Genomic DNA, 18,415 nt, shown 5'->3' on the forward strand with positions numbered 1-18,415 from the left:
CCCGCACGGCGGCCGGGAGCGGTCCCGGGGCGCGTGATCGCGGGGGAAGCCCCCGTACGCGCCGGGTACCGGGCAGACTGGCGGGGTGAGTGACGATGCCTTCCGCGGGACCGGCCCCGGGTTCCGGTTCACCGCGGCCGACGAGCAGAAGAGACGCGGCGTCCGCCGGATGAAGACCATCGCGACCGGCCTGCTGGCCTTCGCGACCCTGGTCTTCGCCCTCTCCACCTGGGCCGATGCGGCCGGTGCCGGTTCCTGGGCCGGCTACGTGGCGGCCGCCGCGGAGGCGGGCATGGTGGGCGCGCTGGCCGACTGGTTCGCGGTGACCGCGCTGTTCCGCCGCCCCTTCGGCCTGCCGATCCCGCACACCGCGATCATCCCGACCAAGAAGGACGCCTTCGGCCGCTCGCTGGGCGACTTCGTCGGCGAGAACTTCCTCTCGGGCCAGGTGGTGCGCGGGCGCCTCGCGGCGCTCGGCATCGGCCGCCGGCTGGGGGAGTGGCTGGCCGCGCCGGGCAGTGCCGAGCGGGTCACCAAGGAGGCCTCGGCGGCGCTGCGCGGCCTGCTCGCGGTGCTCCGCGACGACGACGTGCGGGCGGTCGTCGCCGAGGCGGTGACCCGGCGGGCGGCCGCGACCTCGGTGGCCGAGCCGATGGGCCGGATGCTCGGCAAGGTGGTCGCCGACGGCGGGCACCACGGCGTGGTGGACCTGGTGGCGGTCCGGGCGCACGGCTGGCTCACCGCCAACCACGAGGAAGTGGTGCAGAAGGTCACCCAGAAGACGCCGGGCTGGACGCCCAGGTTCATCGACCACCAGGTCGGCGAGCGGGTCTACAAGGAGCTGCTGCGCTTCGTCACCGACATCCGGGACGACCCCGACCACCCGGCCCGCGGCGCGATCGACAACTTCCTCGTCGACTTCGCGGCCGAGTTGCAGACCGACCCGGAGACCATCGCCCGGGTCGAGCGGGCCAAGGGCGAGCTGCTGGCCCGCCCCGAGGTGCAGGAGCTGATCAACTCCACCTGGGCGGCCGTGCGCGGCCTGGTGATGGGCGCGGCCGAGGACGAGGACAGCGAGCTGCGCCGGCGCATCCGCGAGGGTGTGCGCCGCTTCGGCGAGCGCCTGGCCACCGAGCCCAAGCTGCAGGCCAAGGTGGACGGCTGGGTGCAGGACGCCGCGCAGTACCTGGTCGACACCTACCGGGCCGAGATCACCTCGCTGATCTCGGAGACGGTGGCGGGCTGGGACGCCGACGAGGCCTCCCGCAAGATCGAGGCCAACGTCGGCCGCGACCTGCAGTTCATCCGGATCAACGGCACCGTGGTCGGCGCCCTGGCCGGGCTGCTGATCCATACCGTGGCGGTCGCGCTCGGAGGATGAGCCGGGAGTCGGCCTATGCTTGCCAGCACAGTCGGAACGCGCGTAGAGGCGCGGAGAAGGAAGAAGGGCACCGCCGTGGTCCAGCCGGACGGAAGTCGGATCGGAAACCCCACCGGGAACACCGGTAGCAGCAGCGGAATCGAGGCGTTCATCGCCGGGATGCCCAAGGCGGAACTGCACGTCCACCACGTCGGCTCGGCCTCGCCGCGCGTCGTCGCCGAACTGGCCGCCCGGCACGCCGGCCAGTCCAAGGTGCCGACCGACCCGGCGGCGCTCGCCGAGTACTTCACCTTCACCGACTTCGCGCACTTCATCGACGTGTACCTGAGCGTGGTGGACCTGGTCCGCGACGCCGAGGACGTCCGGGCGCTGACCTACGGCGTGGCCGAGGACATGGCGCGCCAGAACATCCGGTACGCCGAGCTGACCATCACCCCGTACTCCTCGGTCAAGCGCGGCATCCCCGACGTCGCCTTCATGGAGGCGATCGAGGACGCCCGGCTGCGCGCCGAGAAGGAACTCGGCGTCGTGCTGCGCTGGTGCTTCGACATCCCGGGCGAGGCCGGTCTGGAGTCGGCCGAGGTGACCGCCCGGCTGGCCACCGAGCTGGCCCCCGAGGGCCTGGTCAGCTTCGGCCTGGGCGGCCCGGAGATCGGCGTGCCGCGCCCGCAGTTCAAGCCGTACTTCGACCGGGCGCGGGCGTCCGGCCTGCGCAGCGTCCCGCACGCGGGCGAGACCACCGGGCCGCAGACGGTCTGGGACGCCATCCGGGAGCTCGGTGCCGAGCGCATCGGGCACGGCACCCAGGCGGTCAAGGACCCGGCGCTGCTCGACTACCTGGGCGAGCACCGGATCCCGCTGGAGGTCTGCCCGACCTCCAACATCGCCACCCGGGCCGTGGAGCGGATCGAGGAGCACCCGATCAAGCAGATGGTGGACTCGGGCCTGCTGGTGACGGTCAACAGCGACGACCCGCCGATGTTCGGCACCGACCTCAACACCGAGTACGCGGTGGCGGCGCGGCTGCTGGGCCTGGACGAGGCCGGGGTGGCGGGTCTGGCCCGCAACGCGGTCGAGGCCTCCTTCCTGGACACGACCGGCAAGGCCCGGCTGGTCGGCGAGATCGACGCCTACCTGGCGGGCTGGCAGCGCTGACCCTCCCGCGGGGCCGACGCCCCGTCGTGAACCGCCCCGTCGACCTCGGTCGGCGGGGCGGTTCCGTTTCGGCGGGGTGGTTCCCGTTCGGTGCCACACCCCTCCGATCGGTGGTGCCAAAGTGGTGCCACAAAGGACTCGACATGGCATCACTGCTGTGCCATGCTTGAGCCATGGACCTCACGCCGTACGTCGAAAACCTCCGGAACGAGCTCGCGGTGGCCGCTGCCGCCGGCGGGGACGAAGCCCGCGCGCTGGCCGACCGGCTGACGCTCCCGCTGGAGTCGGCCGTACGGCTCACCCTGCTCAACGCGCTCTCGGCGGCCATGGGCGAGGTCACCCGCGACCTCGCGCCGGGCTCGGTGGACGTGCGCCTGCGCGGGCTCGACCCGGAGTTCGTGGTGACCGCACCGCCCGGCTCCGACAGCTTCCACGGCGACGCGCCGACGGCGGTGCCACCGGTGCCACCGGTGCCGCCCGTGGCGCCACCGGTGGCGCCGGCGGTGCCGGAGTCGGACGAGAGCGGCACCGCCCGGATCAATCTGCGCCTGCCCGCCAACCTCAAGGCCCGGGCGGAGGAGGCCGCCGGGCAGGAGGGCGTCTCCCTCAACGCCTGGCTGGTCCGGGCCGTCGCCGGCGCACTGGAGGGCGGCCGCCAGCCGGCCCGCCCGGTCGCCGACCCCGGCGCCCGAGCTCCGCGCGGCGTCGGCGGCCAGGGCTTCACCGGCTGGGTCCACTGACGCCCGCGCACCACCCACACCCCTGCACCTTCGACGTCACCCCCGCTCCGACCAGCGGGAACACCTACACGAGCCAAGAGGACGGGACAGCCATGCCTACGTACGAGACCGACGGACCGATCTCCGCGACCCTGGAGTTCGAGATCGGCTCGGTGTGGATCCGCGCGAGCAAGCGCACCGACACCGCGGTCGAGATCCGCCCCGCCAACGCGGCCAGGGACGCCGACATCAAGGCCGCCGGGCTGACCCAGGTCGACTTCTCCGGCGGTCGGCTCACCATCAAGGGCCCCAAGCAGCGCACCGTGTTCTCCAACAAGAAGGGCTCGATCGAGGTCGTCGTCGAACTGCCGGCCGGCTCCGAGGTGCACGCCGAGTCCCCGATGGCGGACTTCGTCACCGAGGGCCCGCTCGGCGACTGCCGGGTCAAGGCCTCCATGGGCCGGATCCAGGTCGACCGGGCCGAGAACGTGCGGCTCAAGACCGACCACGGGGACATCCGGCTCGGCGCGGCCACCGGCGACGCAGAGGTGTTCGGGGCCGGCCGGATCGAGGTCGGGACCGTCGAGGGCCGGCTCACGGTGAAGAACAGCAACGGCGACACCGAGATCGACGAGGTGCACGGCGAGCTGGCGGCCAACGCCTCCAACGGCCGGATCCACGTCGGTGACGCCGGGGCGGGAGTGGACGCCAGGACGGCGAACGGCCACATCCGGATCGGCCGGGTGGTCCGGGGCAAGGTCACCGTGCAGTCCGGCGTCGGGGACGTGGAGGTCGGCATCGCGGAGGGCACGGCGGCCTGGCTCGACGTGCACAGCAAGTTCGGCGCCGTCCGCAACACCCTCGGTGCGGCCGAGGGCCCGGGCGAGGCCCGGGAGACCGTCGAGGTCCGCGGCCAGACCCAGGTCGGCAGCATCACCATCCGGAGGGCCTGATGGCGGCGATCTCCGCCGTCGGGCTGACCAAGTCCTACGGGGACAAGGCCGTCCTCAAGGGCATCGACCTGGACATCCCGGCGGGCAGCGTGTTCGCGCTGCTCGGGCCCAACGGCGCCGGCAAGACCACCACCGTGCAGATCCTCTCCACCCTGGTCCCCGCCGACGGCGGCTCCGCCCGGGTGGCCGGACACGACGTGGCCCGGCAGGCCGACGGGGTGCGGAAGGCGATCGGGGTGACCGGCCAGTTCTCGGCCGTGGACAACCTCCTCACCGCCGAGGAGAACCTGATGCTGATGGCCGACCTCAATCACCTCCGCCGTCGGGAGGGGCGGAGGCGGGCCGAGGACCTGCTGCGGGCGTTCGAACTCACCGACGCGGCGCGCAAGCCCGTCGCCACCTTCTCCGGCGGCATGCGGCGCAAGCTCGACCTGGCGATGACTCTGGTCGGCGACCCGGAGGTGATCTTCCTCGACGAGCCGACCACCGGGCTGGACCCGCGCAGCCGGCGCACGATGTGGGAGATCATCCGCGGACTGGTCGCCGACCACGGGGTGACGATCCTCCTCACCACCCAGTACCTGGACGAGGCCGACCAGCTCGCCGACCGGATAGCCGTCCTGGACGGCGGGCGGATCGTCGCCGAGGGCACCGCCGAGGAGCTCAAGCGGATCGTCCCCGGCGGGCGGATCCGGCTCCAGTTCGCCGACGCCCGCCAACTGGCCGCCGCCACCGCACTGTTCGACTACGCCGCCGCCGACACCGAGGCACTGCGGCTGGACATCCCGGGGGACAACTCCGTCCTCACGGTGAAGGCCGTGCTGGACGCCCTCGACAACGCCTCCGTATGGGCCGAGTCGCTGGTCGTGGAGACGGCCGATCTGGACGACGTGTTCCTCACGCTCACCGGGGAGGGCGCGCGATGAGCGCGACGACGAGCTACGCGGTCAGCGACTCGCTGACCATGCTGCGCCGCAACCTGAAGCGTGCGCAGCGGTACCCGGCGATGACCTTCTCGGTCGTGGTGATGCCGGTGATGATGCTGGCGCTCTTCAACTACGCCTTCGGGGGCGCGCTGGGAGCGGGGATCGGGGGCGGCAGCTACATCGACTACGTGACGCCGGGGATCGTCCTGATGACGGCGACGGCGGGCTCGGTCGCCACGGCGGTCGGCGTCTGCGTCGACATGACGGAGGGCATCGTCAACCGCTTCCGGACGATGTCGATCTCGCGGTCGGCGTTCCTCGCCGGACACGTGGTCGGCAGCGTGGTCCAGACGATGATCGCGCTGCTGCTGGTGATCGGCGCGGCCTTCGCGATGGGGTTCCGGTCGAGTGCCGGGCCGCTGGAGTGGCTGGCGGCCGCAGGCCTGCTGATGTTCGTCACGCTGGCGCTGACCTGGATATCGGCTGGCATCGGGCTGGTGTCCAAGACCCCGGAGAGCGCGAGCAACACGCCGCTGCCGCTGACCTTCCTGCCCTTCATCGGCAGCGCGATCGTCCCGCCCGACTCCATGCCGACGGTGCTGCGCTGGTTCGCCGAGTACCAGCCCTTCACGCCGATCATCGAGACCCTGCGCGGCCTGCTGACGGGCACCGGGATCGGCACCAGCGGGTGGAGCGCCCTCGCCTGGTGCACCGGACTGACGCTGCTCGGCTACTTCTGGTCGCGGAGCGTCTTCCACCGGCGGTGACGGGGGTACGGCCGGCGGCCGCGGCCCGGGTGACGGAACCACCGTCGCCCGGGCCGCAGGGTGTGCCCGTAGTAAAGTCCGGGCAAAGTTCACCCAGGGGGAGCACATGGCAGCGGTCGCGTGGCACAGACGGATCGAGTGGTGGTTCAGGGGGGCGGCGCTGGTCGCGTTCCTGGCCTACCTGTCGGGCCACCAAGCCTCCCGCTCGGGCGGGCTGGTGGAGGTCGAGCGCTGGCTGAACCACCCGGTGCTGCTGCTCGGGGCGGCAGCGGTGATGCTCATGGTGTCGATGCTGGTCCAGTTCGAGTTCCGAGAGCGGTGGGCGCAGCTCGGCTGCGCCGCCATCCTGTCCCCGCTCATCATGGTCTCGGTGGCGATCGGTGCCGTCACCTACTTCCTCGGCGGCGACGGCCGGTTGATGGAGCGCAAGCCCGATCCGGGCAACCCCGAGCACGTCCTGACCATCACCGACATGGCCTTCTCCATCGACCCGGTCTACCGCGTGGAGCTGCTGACCGGCAGCGGATGGACGGCCCGCCACTGGAACCTGGGCACCTGGGACGACGGCGACGGCTTCCTGCGGGCCGAGTGGTCCGGGTCGAACCGGATCACGGTGATCACGAGGACCGAGATCAGGGAGTACCCGGTGAAGCGGGACGGCCGACTGGGCGAGCCGGAGGTCACGCCCCGCTAGGTGCCCCGGAGTTGCCGTGCGGGCTGTGGGTTGTGGGTTGTGGGTGGGGCTGCGGGGGTGGCGACGCCATACTGGCGGGATGGAACCCGAGCGTTGCCCCGACCTCGTTGCCGGCCTCGGTCCCGACGCCGGGCCCGATGGCACTGTGGGTGATGACGCCGAGGGGAGCGCCGAGCAGCCCGGCCTGGACGAGATCGAGCGCTGGGTCGCCGCCGTGGCGGACGGCCGGGTCAGTCGGGACGAGGCCGACCGCTGGGCGGGGCGCTGGTTCCTCGACGACGAACTGCGCTGGGACGAGCTGTCCCTCTGGGCGCTGGGGCTGCTGTACGGCATCGACCTCCCGGTCGGGCCCGGGGGTCCGTACCTGCACGACGACGCGCAGGTGCGGGGGTGGCTGGCCGAGTTGCGGCGGCGCCGGGGCCGGTGAGGGCCCCGCTCAGGCGGCGGGGCGCGCAGTCGGGCGGCCGAGCGGGACAGCAGCGCCGCCTGGACCGCCGCGCCGGGGGAGAGATGGAAGCGCCCCGCCCGGCGTGACCGTGGCGGGGCGCTCGGTGGGGAGGGTCAGACGTCGAACTCGCCGTCGCGGATGGCGGAGACGAGGTCACGCCATTCGTCGGGGGTGAGTCGGGCGATGGCGTCGGGCAGGAGGCTGCTGCGGACGTAGACGGCGTCGGGGCCTATGGCCACCTCGGGGCAGCTTGAGCCATCGGGGCAAGCTGCCGGACGCTTCCAGTGGAGTAGTTCCAAGGCTCTAGATCTCTTTCTTGATGAGCGTGATTGCGTCACGAGACTGGCTCTCGGAGAGGGCCCGATCGGTCATCCTGTCGATCATGTGGCGATAGTTCTCCATGTGCTTCTGCTCGTGCAGGAACGCGGGACCGCCGACGGCGTCGAGTTGGACGGTGTCCAGCCGGGGCACCGGCCCGTTCGCGTAGACGACGCCTTGGCCTGCGCCCATGAACCCGTTGGTGCTGAAGGTAACTACTCGAAGGCTCACATGAGGCAGTTCCGAGTACTCAAGTAGCTTGTCCATTTGCCGCTTTGCCGCATCGCGTCCGCCGAAAAGCATCCGCAGAGCCGCTTCGTGGACCAACGCGGAGTACGGCTCTCCCTCTTCCCGCATGAGGAAGGCCGAGCGGCGGACTCTGTGTTCCACACGGGCTTCCAGGAGGCGCGGCGGCAGCGGAGGATGGAGGTCCTGGAAGATGGCGCGTCCGTACTCCTCGGTTTGCATGGCACCAGGAACGTGCGAAATCTGGTAGGTGCGCATGCTCCTGGAGAAGTACTCCAGCTCGGCAATGTCGAGGAACCCGACCGGCACGGAGCCTCGGAACTCCTCCCACCAACCTCGGTGACGTTCTTCGGCCATGTCGGCGAGTGCTTCCACGAAGGCGGCATCGCTCTCCTGGAAGTCGGAGGCCAGCATGCGTACCCGTTCGGCGCTGATCGGGTACTGCCCCTTCTCGATCTGAGTGATCTTCGTTCGAGCGAACCCGAACAGCGCGGCCGCGTCGGCGGTTGTGCGGCCGGCGCAGTTGCGCATCTTCCGCAGCTCAGTGCCGACTCGTTCCTGCCTTGCTGACGGGGTAGTTCGTGGTGGCATGCCCCAAGCATCCATCGCGATCCCTCGAAGGGTCCAGCAATCCATCGATCGAGTGAAGCTGAGGGGTAGAAGTACCCCAACATGTACCACCGGTGGCCTACAGTCGGTGATGCACCGATCGCCGATGTGAGCGTCAGTAACGCTGCCTCGCACCGCAGAGCACCCATGCCCGGACTTGCTCACGGCGACAGCTCGCTCGGCTCATCCCTTCATTCCCCTTTGGGAGACCCTGTGCGCAACCTCAACTCCCCCTCCCTCACCCTCTCGCGCGACACCCTCCGCGACGGGATGACCCGGGCCGGCTGGCCGCCCTCCTCCATCGCCGACGCCGAGCTCGCCATGGTCGAACTCATCGTCAACGCCTGGCGCCACGGTGAGACGACCTCCCCGGTCGTCCTCATCCTCTTCCTCTCCGACACTCTCCGCGTCACCGTCTCCGACCGCAGCCCCTGCCTCCCGGAGCAGCAGCCCCTCTCCGTCCTCGCCGAGTCCGGCCGGGGCCTCCAGCTCGTCTCCGGCCTCACCCACCGTTGGGGCGTCGACCCGCAGAAGCTCGGCAAGAGCGTCTGGTTCGAGCTGCAGTTGGACGGCGCCGCGTGAACGCCCATCACCCCCTCCACCCCGCCGACCCGGCCCTGCGTCACCTCACCGACCGTGAGCTCACCGGACTCATCGTGGAACTCCGTTCCGAGGGACGTGAGTTCGGCCTCCTCTGGCCCTCGGCCGGCCCGGGTGAGACCAACCTCCAGGGGCGCCGCCTCGTCTCGATCGGCAACGTCCCGGCCAGCACCTTGATCAACCTCCTCGCGCTCCTCCGCGAGTACCGGCGCGGCCGGGACGCCCGCCCCTGATCCGCCTACCGGAACGCCGGCAGGTTGCGCTCGACCCACGCGCGGAACGGCGCGGCCGGGCGTCCCAGTACCGCCGTCACATCCGGACTGACCGTCAGTTCGGCCGGGAGCGGGACGCCGAGGACGTCCAGGGTGCCGGGGATGACCTGCTCCGGCATGAACCGCGCCAGGTGGGCGTGGGCCTCCTCGCGGGACAGCTCGACGAAGGCCACCTCCTCGCCCAGGGTCTCGGAGAGGGCTGCGGCCTGCCGTCGCGGGCTGATGAGTTCGGGGCCGGTCAGCTCGTACGTGCGGCCCGCGTGCCCGTCCTCGCGCAGCGCGACCGCCGCGACCGCCGCGATGTCCGCCGGGTCGACGACGGGCAGGGCCACGTCGCCGAACGGGGCGTGGACCGTGCGCCCGGTGCGGACCGTCTCGGCCCAGGCGAAGGCGTTGGAGGCGAACCCGCTGGGGCGCAGGACGGTGAAGTCGAGTCCGGAGCCGCGCACGGCGGCCTCGAACTCCCGCAGGCGGGCGTGCGACGGCGCGTCCGGTCGGGTGGCGCTGACCTGCGAGGAGACCAGGACGATCCGTTCGACCCCGGCGTCCGCGGCGGCGTCCAGCAGGACGTTCGGGCCCTCGCCCCGACTGTTGAGCTCGCCGCCCAGCAGCAGGAAGAGCGCACGGGCTCCTTCGAGGGCGGGTCGCATGCTCGCGGCGTCACCGACGCCGCCCTGGGCCCATCGGACACCGGCCTGTGCAGGGGCGGGCTGCGGCTGCCGCGACACGGCCACCACCTCTTCGTCCGCCTCCGCCAGCAGCTCCACCAGCGTCCGCCCGATGTTTCCGGTGGCTCCCGTCACTGTGATCATCGAGATCCCCTCCCAAGTGAGTTAGTTGGCTGACTTGGAAAGACCGTAGCACGCGGCCACCGGCGGCTGTCTATAGTCAGTTGGGTGACTGACTCAGTGAATCGACGTGTCCGGGCGTCGCAGAAGCGCCGGCGACTCGCCGCGGCCGCGGCCCGCGTCCTCCATGAGCAGGGCGTCGAGCGCACGACCCTCGCCGACATCGCGCGCGAGGCGGACGTCCCGGTCGGGAACGTCTACTACTACTTCAAGACCAAGGACGAGCTGGTCCGCGCCGCACTGTCCGAGCACGGCGCACACCTGGACGAACTGGCCGACGCGCTGGAGCGGTCGGAGGACCCGCGGGAGCGCCTCAAGGCGCTGGTCCGGGCCTGGATCGACCAGCGTGACGTCGCCGCCCGGTTCGGCTGCCCGACCGGCACCCTCGCCGCCGAACTCGACAAGCGGGCCGACGGGGTCCTCGACGCGGAGGCCGGCGCCGTGATCCGGCGCCTGCTCGACTGGGTCGGGAGCCAGTTCCGGCTGCTGGGCCTGCCCGATCCGGACGACCTGGCGCTCACCCTGGTCGCCGGCTACCAGGGCATGTCGCTGCTGGCCAACGCCCTGCGCGATCCGGGCGTGATGACCCGCGAGGGCGCCCGCCTGCTGCGCTGGCTCGACGCGCTGGAAGTGCCGAAGGCGCCGGAGATGCCGGAGGCGAGTCGGTGAGCCTGGCTCGCGAGGCGCTGGGTCCGGCCCTGAGGCGGTCGGGCCCGACCTGCGCGGCGGGCGCCTAGCGGAAGTCCGCCGCGTGGTCCCGCACCCAGCTGCGGAAGTCGCGCGGCGGCCGTCCCAGCACCCGCTCCACGGTGTCGGTCACCCGCTCCGGCTCGCGCGTGAACGACTCCCAGGCCCGCAGTCGGGAGTCCACGAACGCCGCGTTCCCCCAGACCGCCGTCAGCCGCTCGCGGGCCGTCTCCGGCGCCAGCTCCTCCCACCGCACCTCGGTGCCCAGCTCCTCGCCGATGATCCGCGCCAGCTCGGCGTGCGAGAGCGACTGCGGCCCGGTGACCACGTACGCGCCGCCGTCGTGCCCGTCCTCGGTGAGCGCCCGCACCGCGACGTCCGCGATGTCCCGCTCGTGCACCAGCGAACGGCGCGCCTGCCCGTACGGCCAGCGGATCACACCCTCCCGCACCTGGTCGGCCCAGGCGAGCAGGTTGCCCGCGAAGTCGATCGCCCGTACGAAGGTCCAGCCCAGGCCCGACCGGCGGATCAGCCGCTCGATCTCCTGGTGGAAGATGGCGGCCGGCTCGTCGTCCGCGAGGTCGGCGACGTCCGCCGACAGGTAGACGACGCGCTCGGCGTGCCGGGCGATCAGCTCGACGACCCGGGGCTCCACGGGCAGCCCGGGCCACATCAGGTAGACCGCCTCCACCCCGTCGGCCAGTGCCGGCTCCAGGCTCTCCGGCGCGGTCAGATCGCCCCGTACGGGCTCGACTCCCGTGGGCAGCACGGCCTTTGCGGGGTCCCGCACCAACGCCCGCACCTCGTGGCCGCCTTCGGCCAGTGAAGCCACAACGTGCCTGCCCACACTGCCGTTTGCGCCGATCACCAGAATCTTGGTCATGCCCGCCCCCAACGCGGGCCGGGCGGAACGTATGCCCCCCGGCCCCGGGCCCGGCACCCCTGGCCCCCGGCATCCGACGCCGAGGGCCTTGCACGGGAAGTCGGCCAGACCGACTTCCCGTGCAAGGCCCTGCGGGTGTTCCCGGCGCGCCGGTCAGAGTTGCGCGGTGCCCGGGCTCGCGGTGCCCGGGCTCGCGGTGCCCGGTGGGCTCAACCGCCCACCCGCACCACGTACTTCCCGGTCGCCCGCCCGTCCGCCATCGCATCGTGGGCGGCCGGGACGGCGGCCAGGTCGGGCAGTTCGGTGACCGGCAGCTTCAGGCCGCCGTCGGCCATCAGGTCGACGGCCCGGCGGATGGCCCGGGCCAGGCGCTCCGGCGCGGTGGCGGCCAGGAAGCGGTGACTGAAGCCGGTGACGGTCAGGTTGCCCGCCATCAGCCGCCCGAGCGGCGGCAGGTCGGCGACGGCTCCGCCGCCCGCGTTGCCGAACAGGACGATCCGGGCGCCGGGGGCGGCCACGGCGAGGTCGAGCTCCAGGGCCTCGGTGCCCAGCGGGTCGAGGACGAGGTCGACGCCCCGGCCGCCGGTGGCGGTCCGGATCGCTTCGGGCAGTGCCTCGTCGCGGGCGAAGGCGTGGTCGTAGCCGGAGGCGATCGCGGCGGCGGCCTTCTCCGGCCGGCCGACGGTGCCGATCAACCGGCCGCCGCCGAGCAGCGGGACGAGTTGGGCGACGGCGTGGCCGATCCCGCCGCCTGCCGAGTGCACCAGGACGGTGTCACCGGCGTCGAAGCGGCCGGCGTCGGTCAGCAGCAGCACCGAGGTGGCCAGGCCGAGCGGTACGGCGGCGGCCTCGCGCAGTGTCACGCCGTCCGGGAGCGGCACGGTGAGCGCGGCCTCCGCGACGACCACCTCCGCGAGCCCGGCGCCGACCGGAGCGGCCACGACCCGGTCGCCCGCGGCCAGGTCGGTGACTCCCGCGCCGACCTCCCGGACCGTTCCGGCCACTTCCTTGCCCGGTCGGTGCGGCCACTCTGTGGCGTACGCGGCATCGCCGCGGCGGGTCATCACGTCCACGAAGTTCAGTCCGGCGTAGGCGACGTCGATCGCCACCTGCCCCGGTCCGGGGCGCGGTGCCTCGACCTCCCGGATCTGCGAGTTCTCGCCTCCGCCGGGCGCGGTCATCACCAGTGCACGCATGTCGGTCCCCCTCCGATACGATGTTCGACGAACTACGAAATTGACGCGGCACAGTGGTACCACGCCGTTTCTATGGATGTCGAACATCGCAGATCAGGGAGGTCTGACCATGCCTCGCAGCACCCGCCGCCGACCAGCGCTCGCCCACCCCGCGACCGAGGAGATCGACCTCTTCGACGTCCTGCACGCCCTCTCCGACCCCACCCGGATGACCATCGTCCGGGTCCTGCGCGCCGAACCCGAACGGGCCTGCGGCACCTTCCCGGTGGACGTCGCGCCCTCGACCCTCAGTCACCACTTCAAGGTGCTGCGCGAATCCGGCCTGATCAGCCAGCGCGAGGAGGCCAACCGGCGCTTCTCCGCACTGCGCACGGTCGACCTGGAGCGGCGCTTCCCCGGCCTGCTCGACACCGTCCTCGCCGCCCACGGCCGCACCGCGCCGGGGCTCGGGCTTCAGGCCGCGCCCGAGTCCGAGGCCGGGCTCTGAGGTCGAGCCCGAGCCAGGGCGTTGAGGCCGCGCCCGGTCACCGCCGCGCCTCAGGCCGTGCGGGAGAGCGCCGTCGCCCGGTGGCGGCGGTGGTACGACACCGTCACGGTGGCCAGCAGCGGGGCCCAGGCGACAGTGGGCAGGTAGAGGAAGCCGACCAGGAAGTGGCCCAGCCGGGTCATGTCCGTGCCCGGCATGGCCCACCACCCGGCGAACGGCGTCCAGAGCACGGCCAGCCCGGCGGCGCCGAGTGAGGCCGCGAGGACCACCGCACGAGGATCGACCGGGCGCCCGCCGACGAACGGGACCCAGCGCGGCGGCACCGTGCCCCAGGGGCGGACCAGTCCGATGGTGAGCAGGGCCAGCGCCTCCGTGAACAGGCTCAGGAAGACCGGCCACACCGCGCCCCACCCGCTGAAACCCATCGCCCGGTACCCCGCGTCGGTGTACCCGCCGTGCCAGCCCGTGACCAGCCCGAGCCGCCACAGCCCGGCCGGCAGCGCGGTGACGGCTGCGACGTGGGCGGCGCGCACGGCCCACCGGGGCGGTGCGGGCACGACGGCGAGGGCGCGAGCGGCGGCGGAGGGCCGGGTGTAGGCGGAGGGCTGGGGCGTCGTCATGCCCCTACCCTCCCGCCGGGCCCCGGCACGCCGCGTCCACCCGGCGACGGGCTTCGCCGGCGCTCCTCCCCCGGGCGGGGGAGGGCGCCTCGCCCCGACTACCGGGGTGCCTCACCTGTGGTGCCGGGAGGGTGCCCGGCCGTGCCGCCGCGGGGCGGTGTGCTCAGCGCAGCCGCGAGGACGACAGGATCGATGCCAGGTGCGCGACCACCATGCCCCAGGTGATCACCGTGATCCCCGCGAGCGTCGCCCGCGTCGCGTCCAGGTTGCCGAGCCCGGAATCCACCACGGCCGCCGCCAGCAGCACCAGCGAGGCCTCGATGCCGTTGGTCACCCGGTGGATCTTGAACACCGAAGCGAGCCGACGGGCCGTCGCCATGCCCTGCGAACGCGGCTGCGTCGACTCCTCGTCCGCCGGCGGCTGACCGCTGCGGGCGCGGGCCACGTCCACCAGGTCCGTCGAGGCCTTGAGCAGCACCACGCCCAGCGCGGCCGCCAGACCCGCCGACACCCACAGCTCCGAGCCGCCGCGTGCCGCCCGGACACCCGCGCCGATCATCAGCGCGGCGTCCGCCAGATAGGCGCCGAGCCGGTCCACGTACACCCCGGCCATGCTGAACTGGCGCTTCCAGCGCGCCACTTCGCCGTCCACGCAGTCGAAGAGCAGGAACAGCTGGAACAGCACGGCCGCCAGCGCCGCGCCGGTCAGGCCCGGGATCAGCAGGGCCGCGCCGCCGCCGACCCCGCACACCACCATCACCCAGGTCAGGGTGTTCGGCGAGACCGAGGTGCGGACCAGCTGCCGGGTGGTCCGCAGCGAGATCGCCCGCATGTACAGCCGACCCGCCCAGTGCTCACCGTTGCGGCTCTGCAGCTTGGCCTGCGGCTGGCACACCTCGCGCAGCTCGGCGAGTGCCGGAGCAGCCACCATGACGACATCCCTCCACCTGTCCCGTGACGATCAGCACAGGCTACGGCCTCCCGGTAACGCCCCGACCAGCCGGTACGGCACCTGCGGGCCGGCCGGCAGGACGCCCGTGGATCGGGTCGGCGCGACCTCCCTGGACCGGCCGGCATGGCCGGTGCGGTCGGGCGAAAACCGGTGGGCCCCCGACGAGCCCCGGGCTAGGCTTCGCGGGTTCGCCGGAACCGGAAGCCCCGGGCCCGACCACCCGTTCCCCGCAAGCCCGTTGACGTCATCAAGCCCGACGACGTCACCGGGCCCGTCGACGCCATCAGGCCCGTCGACGTCACCAGGCCAGGGCCGTTCCGACCCGCCTCGGAGCCGTCCGGCCGGATCCGGGACGGCGGCGGCGACAGCCAGGACCGGGCCCGCAGCAGAACGAGGAGTACAGATCCATGGTGACCACGGGCAGCCCGTCGCACGGCCCCGACCTGGCCCGACTGCTGGACGACCACCGACCGCAGGGCCCGAAGGAGACGGCCGACCACGAGCGCGCCCGCAGCCTCCTCGGCGCCGCCGACCCCTGGAACCGCAGCACCTTCCCCCTCCACTTCACCGCCTCCGCGCTGATCGTCCACCCGCCGACCCGCCGCGTGCTGCTGCGCTGGCACGTCCGCCAGCAGGCCTGGCTGCAGGTCGGCGGCCACGGCGACCCGGGGGAGACCCGACCGCTGGACATCGCCCTGCGCGAGGGCCGGGAGGAGACCGGCCTCGCCGACCTCACCCCGTGGCCCGACGCCGCCCTGGCCCACCTCGTCGTGGTCCCCGTCCCGGCCTCACCCGTCGAGCCCGCCCACGAGCACGCCGACCTGCGGTTCCTCCTGGCGACCGGGACCCCGGACCGGGCCCGGCCGGAGAACCCGGCCTCTCCGCTGGAATGGCTCACCGTCGAGGAGGCCGTGCAGCGGACCACCGAGGACAACCTCCGCGAGACCCTCGCCCGCGTCGCCCGCCTGCTCCCGCCCGCCTGACGGCCCCCGCGCCCGTCTGACGCCCCTCGTGCGTCCGACGGCCGCCCGCCGCCCGCTCTCGCCCGCTCCCGTCCACCTGACGACCCTCGCCCTGGAGACCACCGGATGCACACCGACCAGATCCTCATCTTCGACGCCGACGACACCCTCTGGGAGAACAACGTCCTCTTCGAGCGGGTCATCGACGGCTTCCTGGACTGGGTCGCCACCCCGGCCGACCGGGACCGCACCCGCTCCCTCCTGGACGGCATCGAAGCCGCCAACTCGGCCACCCTCGGCTACGGCGCCACCGTCTTCCGGCAGAGCCTCGCCGACTGCCTGCAGCAACTGAGCGGCCGCACCCCCTCCGCGGAGGAGCTCGCCCGCATCGACGAACTCCTCACCCCGCTGAACAGCCGGAAGGTCGAGCTGATCCCCGGCGTCGCCGACACCCTCACCGCCCTCGCCGACCGCCACCACCTGCTGCTGCTCACCAAGGGCGACCAGGACGAGCAGCAGGGCAAGGTGACGGCGTCCACCATCGACCACCACTTCCGGGGCATCCACATCGTGGCGGAGAAGTCGGTCGACACCTACCGGCAGCTCACCGCGGACCTCGACCTCGACCCGGACCGCACCTGGATGATCGGAAACTCGCCCAAGTCCGACATCGCCCCCGCCCGCCGGGCCGGCCTGCGCACCGTCTACATCCCGCACGAGCACACCTGGGTGCTGGAGCACGAGGAGCTCGGCCCGGACGCGGCGACGCTCCGGCTCGGGGCCTTCCCCGAGCTGCTGCGCCACTTCTGATCCGGACAGCGGGCCGAGCCGGACCGGGCCGAGCCGAGCCGAGCCGAGCCGGGCCGAGCCGAGCCGGGCCGAGCTAGATGGTGAGCGCCGTCACCGGGGCCTGCGCCCCGTCCCGGTACAGCCACGCCCGCTCGGCGGCCGACCACACGCTCGTCGTCAGCAGGTAGAGCGCGGCGGCCACCGGCACCAGCGTCGCGAACAGCACCGACCCGAACGACAGGTACGGCAGCAGCCCCGCCCCCGGCTGGGGGGTGGGCTGCGCCGCGGCTGCGGCCGTCGCACGCCGGGCCCGGCGGAAGTTGACGACCCCGACCGCCGCCAGCCCCGCGTACAGCAGCCCGAACACCGCCAGCTGCCCGGCGCCGTGCGCACCGCCGACGTGCAGGCCCAGCGGCACGCCGAACAGGGTGTGGTCGAGCAGGTCGTTCGGAGTGGTGAACAGCCGGTACATCACCGAGAAGAACGGGATCTGCACCAGCATCGGCAGGCACCCCGCGAACGGCGACACCTGCTCCTTGCGGTACATCTCGGCCAGCGCCTCCTGCAACTTCTCCGGGCGCTTCTCGTGCTTCTTCCTCAGCGCGGCGACCTGCGGCGCCAGCCGCGTCCTGGCCTTCTCCCCGCGCGACGCCGCCCGGGCCAACGGGTGCAGCGCGAGCCGGACGGCAACGGTGAACAGCACGATCGCCAGCGCGGTCGGCATGACGTGGGCGATGGCGGCGACGACGGCGTGCGCGGCGGCGACGGCCGGGTCGAGAACAGCGAGTACGGACATGGTGGAGCGAGCCCTCCGGGGTCTCGGAACACGAGTGGTCGGCGGAGGACGGCCGCGAAGACGAACGGAACTACCGGGGCTTACGCGGCCGCCAGGGCCGCACCCGGCGCCCTGGGGCGTCGCCTGCCCCGGGCGTCCGGATCACGCTGCGGAAGGAAAGCCGTACGGAACGCCCGGCGCCGCAGCACCCCGCTGCGCACCGCCGCCGGCGCCCGCGGCCCCAGGAGCCGGGCCCCGGCCAACGCCCCGGCAACCGCCCCGGCCACCAGCGCCACGGCAGCAACGGCGGCAACGGACGCCAGCGACCCGCTCTCGCTCACCAGGTTCCCGGTCAGCACCCGGAGCAGCCCGAGCAACATCGCGACAACAGCCACGGCCCGTGCCCTCCTCAGTGTCTCGCCGGCTCCCGGACGTACAGCACGACGATCCTACGACCCACCGGGTTCCCGCGGCGTACGGAATCCCGTCACGGCACATCCCGGGCGTCCACAAACACACGCGTGCCCCCGCCCGCCTCCGCCTCCGCCGCCAGCCAGACGGTGGCCGCGAGCCGCTTGCTGTGCCCGGGCAGCGGTTCGGCGAGGAACTTCCCCTCCCGCAGCGGCCCGGCAGTCCTCGGATCCCCCGCCCCCGCCCTCTGGAACCCCTCCACCGACCACCCACCGAGGGACGCGCCGGAATCCGGCTCCGCGACGACCCCCAGTCCGTTGAGGAAACCCTGCTCCTCACCCGGTGGCAGCCGGAACGCGATGAACGCCAAGTCGTCCTGGAAGCCCTTCAGGTACGACCACCGCACGTCGGTGGCCGACGCGGGCGGCCGTACCCGCGAGAACTCCACGACGTACTCCGACGGGACCGTCATCCACGACCCGGGCCGCCCGCTGTTGTCCGCCGGGTGCTCCACCCGGTCCCGCACCCAGAAGAGCCCGCCCACGGCAGCCCCCACCAGCGCCAGCGGCAGCACCAGGGCCAGGGCCAGCAGCAGTACCCATCGCCGCTTCCGTGTCATGGCGGGAGTGTCATGAATCAGGTGGACACCCTGATCAAGGGAGACGCTGATGAGCTCGCTGACGGATCACCAGATCGGGTCGGTTCCTGACGGGTCGG

Annotated in this window: 24 protein-coding genes; 14 read left to right on the forward strand and 10 right to left on the reverse strand. The window is 72.7% G+C overall.

Translation table 11 applies throughout. The features are described from left to right. Positions 1-85: 85 nt before the first annotated feature. From ACIGG8_RS24120 to ACIGG8_RS24155, 8 genes are all read left to right on the forward strand, one after another. A complete protein-coding gene (locus ACIGG8_RS24120; protein WP_396550594.1) occupies positions 86-1,381 on the forward strand; it encodes a DUF445 domain-containing protein in 1,296 nt (431 codons plus the stop codon). Between the two features lie 15 nt (positions 1,382-1,396). Then, complete coding sequence (locus tag ACIGG8_RS24125) at positions 1,397-2,536, forward strand: adenosine deaminase (protein WP_396550595.1); 1,140 nt, start codon at positions 1,397-1,399, stop codon at positions 2,534-2,536. Between the two features lie 173 nt (positions 2,537-2,709). Continuing rightward, the gene (locus ACIGG8_RS24130) at positions 2,710-3,276 is read left to right on the forward strand and encodes a YlcI/YnfO family protein (RefSeq protein WP_396550596.1); all 567 of its coding nucleotides are present in this window, start codon (positions 2,710-2,712) and stop codon (positions 3,274-3,276) included. A 92-nt stretch (positions 3,277-3,368) separates the two neighbouring features. Next, positions 3,369-4,208 (forward strand): DUF4097 family beta strand repeat-containing protein, encoded by an 840-nt coding sequence (locus ACIGG8_RS24135; protein WP_396550597.1) that lies wholly within the window; start codon positions 3,369-3,371, stop codon positions 4,206-4,208. After that, entirely contained in the window at positions 4,208-5,134 is a 927-nt protein-coding gene (locus tag ACIGG8_RS24140; RefSeq protein WP_396550598.1) for an ATP-binding cassette domain-containing protein, read from the forward strand. Before ACIGG8_RS24135 ends, ACIGG8_RS24140 begins: the two co-directional genes overlap by 1 nt. Further along, positions 5,131-5,901, forward strand: coding sequence for an ABC transporter permease (locus ACIGG8_RS24145; RefSeq protein ID WP_396550599.1), 771 nt, complete (start codon positions 5,131-5,133; stop codon positions 5,899-5,901). Before ACIGG8_RS24140 ends, ACIGG8_RS24145 begins: the two co-directional genes overlap by 4 nt. A 106-nt stretch (positions 5,902-6,007) precedes the next feature. Further along, the gene (locus ACIGG8_RS24150) at positions 6,008-6,595 is read left to right on the forward strand and encodes a hypothetical protein (protein ID WP_396550600.1); all 588 of its coding nucleotides are present in this window, start codon (positions 6,008-6,010) and stop codon (positions 6,593-6,595) included. Positions 6,596-6,740: 145 nt separating this feature from the next. Then, positions 6,741-7,022: a hypothetical protein gene (locus ACIGG8_RS24155; RefSeq protein WP_396550601.1), complete on the forward strand. Its 282-nt coding sequence runs from the start codon at positions 6,741-6,743 to the stop codon at positions 7,020-7,022. Between the two features lie 134 nt (positions 7,023-7,156). On the opposite strand, the gene ACIGG8_RS24160 is transcribed toward ACIGG8_RS24155, so the two are convergent. Next, a complete protein-coding gene (locus tag ACIGG8_RS24160) occupies positions 7,157-7,381 on the reverse strand; it encodes a DUF397 domain-containing protein (RefSeq protein WP_396550602.1) in 225 nt (74 codons plus the stop codon). After that, complete coding sequence (locus tag ACIGG8_RS24165; RefSeq protein ID WP_396550603.1) at positions 7,347-8,243, reverse strand: helix-turn-helix domain-containing protein; 897 nt, start codon at positions 8,241-8,243, stop codon at positions 7,347-7,349. Before ACIGG8_RS24165 ends, ACIGG8_RS24160 begins: the two co-directional genes overlap by 35 nt. Positions 8,244-8,429: 186 nt before the next feature. On the opposite strand from ACIGG8_RS24165, the gene ACIGG8_RS24170 reads away from it, so the two are divergent. Together ACIGG8_RS24170 and ACIGG8_RS24175 are read left to right on the forward strand one after the other, a co-directional pair. Beyond that, positions 8,430-8,798: an ATP-binding protein gene (locus tag ACIGG8_RS24170; protein WP_396550604.1), complete on the forward strand. Its 369-nt coding sequence runs from the start codon at positions 8,430-8,432 to the stop codon at positions 8,796-8,798. Next, complete coding sequence (locus tag ACIGG8_RS24175; protein WP_396550606.1) at positions 8,795-9,049, forward strand: hypothetical protein; 255 nt, start codon at positions 8,795-8,797, stop codon at positions 9,047-9,049. The genes ACIGG8_RS24170 and ACIGG8_RS24175 overlap by 4 nt, the downstream gene beginning before the upstream one ends. A 5-nt stretch (positions 9,050-9,054) precedes the next feature. On the opposite strand, the gene ACIGG8_RS24180 is transcribed toward ACIGG8_RS24175, so the two are convergent. Next, positions 9,055-9,900: an SDR family oxidoreductase gene (locus ACIGG8_RS24180; protein ID WP_396550607.1), complete on the reverse strand. Its 846-nt coding sequence runs from the start codon at positions 9,898-9,900 to the stop codon at positions 9,055-9,057. 84 nt (positions 9,901-9,984) lie between these two features. On the opposite strand from ACIGG8_RS24180, the gene ACIGG8_RS24185 reads away from it, so the two are divergent. After that, complete coding sequence (locus tag ACIGG8_RS24185; protein ID WP_396550608.1) at positions 9,985-10,605, forward strand: TetR/AcrR family transcriptional regulator; 621 nt, start codon at positions 9,985-9,987, stop codon at positions 10,603-10,605. Between the two features lie 64 nt (positions 10,606-10,669). On the opposite strand, the gene ACIGG8_RS24190 is transcribed toward ACIGG8_RS24185, so the two are convergent. Next, positions 10,670-11,506 (reverse strand): NmrA family NAD(P)-binding protein, encoded by an 837-nt coding sequence (locus ACIGG8_RS24190; RefSeq protein ID WP_396550610.1) that lies wholly within the window; start codon positions 11,504-11,506, stop codon positions 10,670-10,672. A gap of 209 nt (positions 11,507-11,715) precedes the next feature. Continuing rightward, a complete protein-coding gene (locus ACIGG8_RS24195; protein ID WP_396550611.1) occupies positions 11,716-12,702 on the reverse strand; it encodes a zinc-binding alcohol dehydrogenase family protein in 987 nt (328 codons plus the stop codon). A 109-nt stretch (positions 12,703-12,811) separates the two neighbouring features. Here ACIGG8_RS24195 and ACIGG8_RS24200 point away from each other — a divergent pair, with 109 nt between their 5' ends. Continuing rightward, positions 12,812-13,189 carry an ArsR/SmtB family transcription factor gene (locus tag ACIGG8_RS24200; RefSeq protein WP_396550612.1) on the forward strand — a complete coding sequence of 126 codons (378 nt, stop codon included), beginning with the start codon at positions 12,812-12,814 and terminating at the stop codon, positions 13,187-13,189. Positions 13,190-13,239: 50 nt separating this feature from the next. On the opposite strand, the gene ACIGG8_RS24205 is transcribed toward ACIGG8_RS24200, so the two are convergent. Then, positions 13,240-13,809: a hypothetical protein gene (locus ACIGG8_RS24205; RefSeq protein ID WP_396550614.1), complete on the reverse strand. Its 570-nt coding sequence runs from the start codon at positions 13,807-13,809 to the stop codon at positions 13,240-13,242. A gap of 163 nt (positions 13,810-13,972) precedes the next feature. Further along, entirely contained in the window at positions 13,973-14,740 is a 768-nt protein-coding gene (locus ACIGG8_RS24210; RefSeq protein ID WP_396550615.1) for a CDP-alcohol phosphatidyltransferase family protein, read from the reverse strand. A gap of 428 nt (positions 14,741-15,168) precedes the next feature. On the opposite strand from ACIGG8_RS24210, the gene ACIGG8_RS24215 reads away from it, so the two are divergent. Further along, positions 15,169-15,744, forward strand: a complete 576-nt coding sequence (locus tag ACIGG8_RS24215) for an NUDIX hydrolase (RefSeq protein ID WP_396550616.1) — start codon at positions 15,169-15,171, stop codon at positions 15,742-15,744. A 105-nt stretch (positions 15,745-15,849) separates the two neighbouring features. After that, complete coding sequence (locus ACIGG8_RS24220; RefSeq protein WP_396550617.1) at positions 15,850-16,533, forward strand: HAD family hydrolase; 684 nt, start codon at positions 15,850-15,852, stop codon at positions 16,531-16,533. 73 nt (positions 16,534-16,606) lie between these two features. Here the strand turns inward: ACIGG8_RS24220 and ACIGG8_RS24225 are convergent, their stop codons facing one another. The 3 genes from ACIGG8_RS24225 to ACIGG8_RS24235 form a co-directional block, all read right to left on the reverse strand. Continuing rightward, the gene (locus ACIGG8_RS24225) at positions 16,607-17,308 is read right to left on the reverse strand and encodes a YidC/Oxa1 family membrane protein insertase (protein WP_396550618.1); all 702 of its coding nucleotides are present in this window, start codon (positions 17,306-17,308) and stop codon (positions 16,607-16,609) included. Positions 17,309-17,388: 80 nt separating this feature from the next. Further along, entirely contained in the window at positions 17,389-17,682 is a 294-nt protein-coding gene (locus tag ACIGG8_RS24230) for a DUF6412 domain-containing protein (protein ID WP_350521860.1), read from the reverse strand. A 92-nt stretch (positions 17,683-17,774) separates the two neighbouring features. After that, complete coding sequence (locus ACIGG8_RS24235; protein ID WP_396550619.1) at positions 17,775-18,317, reverse strand: hypothetical protein; 543 nt, start codon at positions 18,315-18,317, stop codon at positions 17,775-17,777. Positions 18,318-18,415: the final 98 nt, after the last annotated feature.

It is taken from the genome of Kitasatospora sp. NPDC085464, assembly GCF_044541955.1.
In the GTDB taxonomy this organism is placed as follows: Bacteria; Actinomycetota; Actinomycetes; order Streptomycetales; family Streptomycetaceae; genus Kitasatospora.

Excerpts from the sequence above, each read along its gene's own strand:
- ACIGG8_RS24125 (WP_396550595.1), top strand. The coding sequence starts at position 1,397 with ATGCTTGCCAGCACAGTCGGAACGCGCGTAGAGGCGCGGAGAAGGAAG.
- ACIGG8_RS24130 (WP_396550596.1), top strand. The coding sequence starts at position 2,710 with ATGGACCTCACGCCGTACGTCGAAAACCTCCGGAACGAGCTCGCGGTG.
- ACIGG8_RS24135 (WP_396550597.1), top strand. The coding sequence starts at position 3,369 with ATGCCTACGTACGAGACCGACGGACCGATCTCCGCGACCCTGGAGTTC.
- ACIGG8_RS24140 (WP_396550598.1), top strand. The coding sequence starts at position 4,208 with ATGGCGGCGATCTCCGCCGTCGGGCTGACCAAGTCCTACGGGGACAAG.
- ACIGG8_RS24145 (WP_396550599.1), top strand. The coding sequence starts at position 5,131 with ATGAGCGCGACGACGAGCTACGCGGTCAGCGACTCGCTGACCATGCTG.
- ACIGG8_RS24150 (WP_396550600.1), top strand. The coding sequence starts at position 6,008 with ATGGCAGCGGTCGCGTGGCACAGACGGATCGAGTGGTGGTTCAGGGGG.
- ACIGG8_RS24165 (WP_396550603.1), bottom strand. The coding sequence starts at position 8,243 with ATGGATTGCTGGACCCTTCGAGGGATCGCGATGGATGCTTGGGGCATG.
- ACIGG8_RS24180 (WP_396550607.1), bottom strand. The coding sequence starts at position 9,900 with ATGATCACAGTGACGGGAGCCACCGGAAACATCGGGCGGACGCTGGTG.
- ACIGG8_RS24190 (WP_396550610.1), bottom strand. The coding sequence starts at position 11,506 with ATGACCAAGATTCTGGTGATCGGCGCAAACGGCAGTGTGGGCAGGCAC.
- ACIGG8_RS24195 (WP_396550611.1), bottom strand. The coding sequence starts at position 12,702 with ATGCGTGCACTGGTGATGACCGCGCCCGGCGGAGGCGAGAACTCGCAG.
- ACIGG8_RS24200 (WP_396550612.1), top strand. The coding sequence starts at position 12,812 with ATGCCTCGCAGCACCCGCCGCCGACCAGCGCTCGCCCACCCCGCGACC.
- ACIGG8_RS24205 (WP_396550614.1), bottom strand. The coding sequence starts at position 13,809 with ATGACGACGCCCCAGCCCTCCGCCTACACCCGGCCCTCCGCCGCCGCT.
- ACIGG8_RS24210 (WP_396550615.1), bottom strand. The coding sequence starts at position 14,740 with ATGGTGGCTGCTCCGGCACTCGCCGAGCTGCGCGAGGTGTGCCAGCCG.
- ACIGG8_RS24215 (WP_396550616.1), top strand. The coding sequence starts at position 15,169 with ATGGTGACCACGGGCAGCCCGTCGCACGGCCCCGACCTGGCCCGACTG.
- ACIGG8_RS24220 (WP_396550617.1), top strand. The coding sequence starts at position 15,850 with ATGCACACCGACCAGATCCTCATCTTCGACGCCGACGACACCCTCTGG.
- ACIGG8_RS24225 (WP_396550618.1), bottom strand. The coding sequence starts at position 17,308 with ATGTCCGTACTCGCTGTTCTCGACCCGGCCGTCGCCGCCGCGCACGCC.
- ACIGG8_RS24235 (WP_396550619.1), bottom strand. The coding sequence starts at position 18,317 with ATGACACGGAAGCGGCGATGGGTACTGCTGCTGGCCCTGGCCCTGGTG.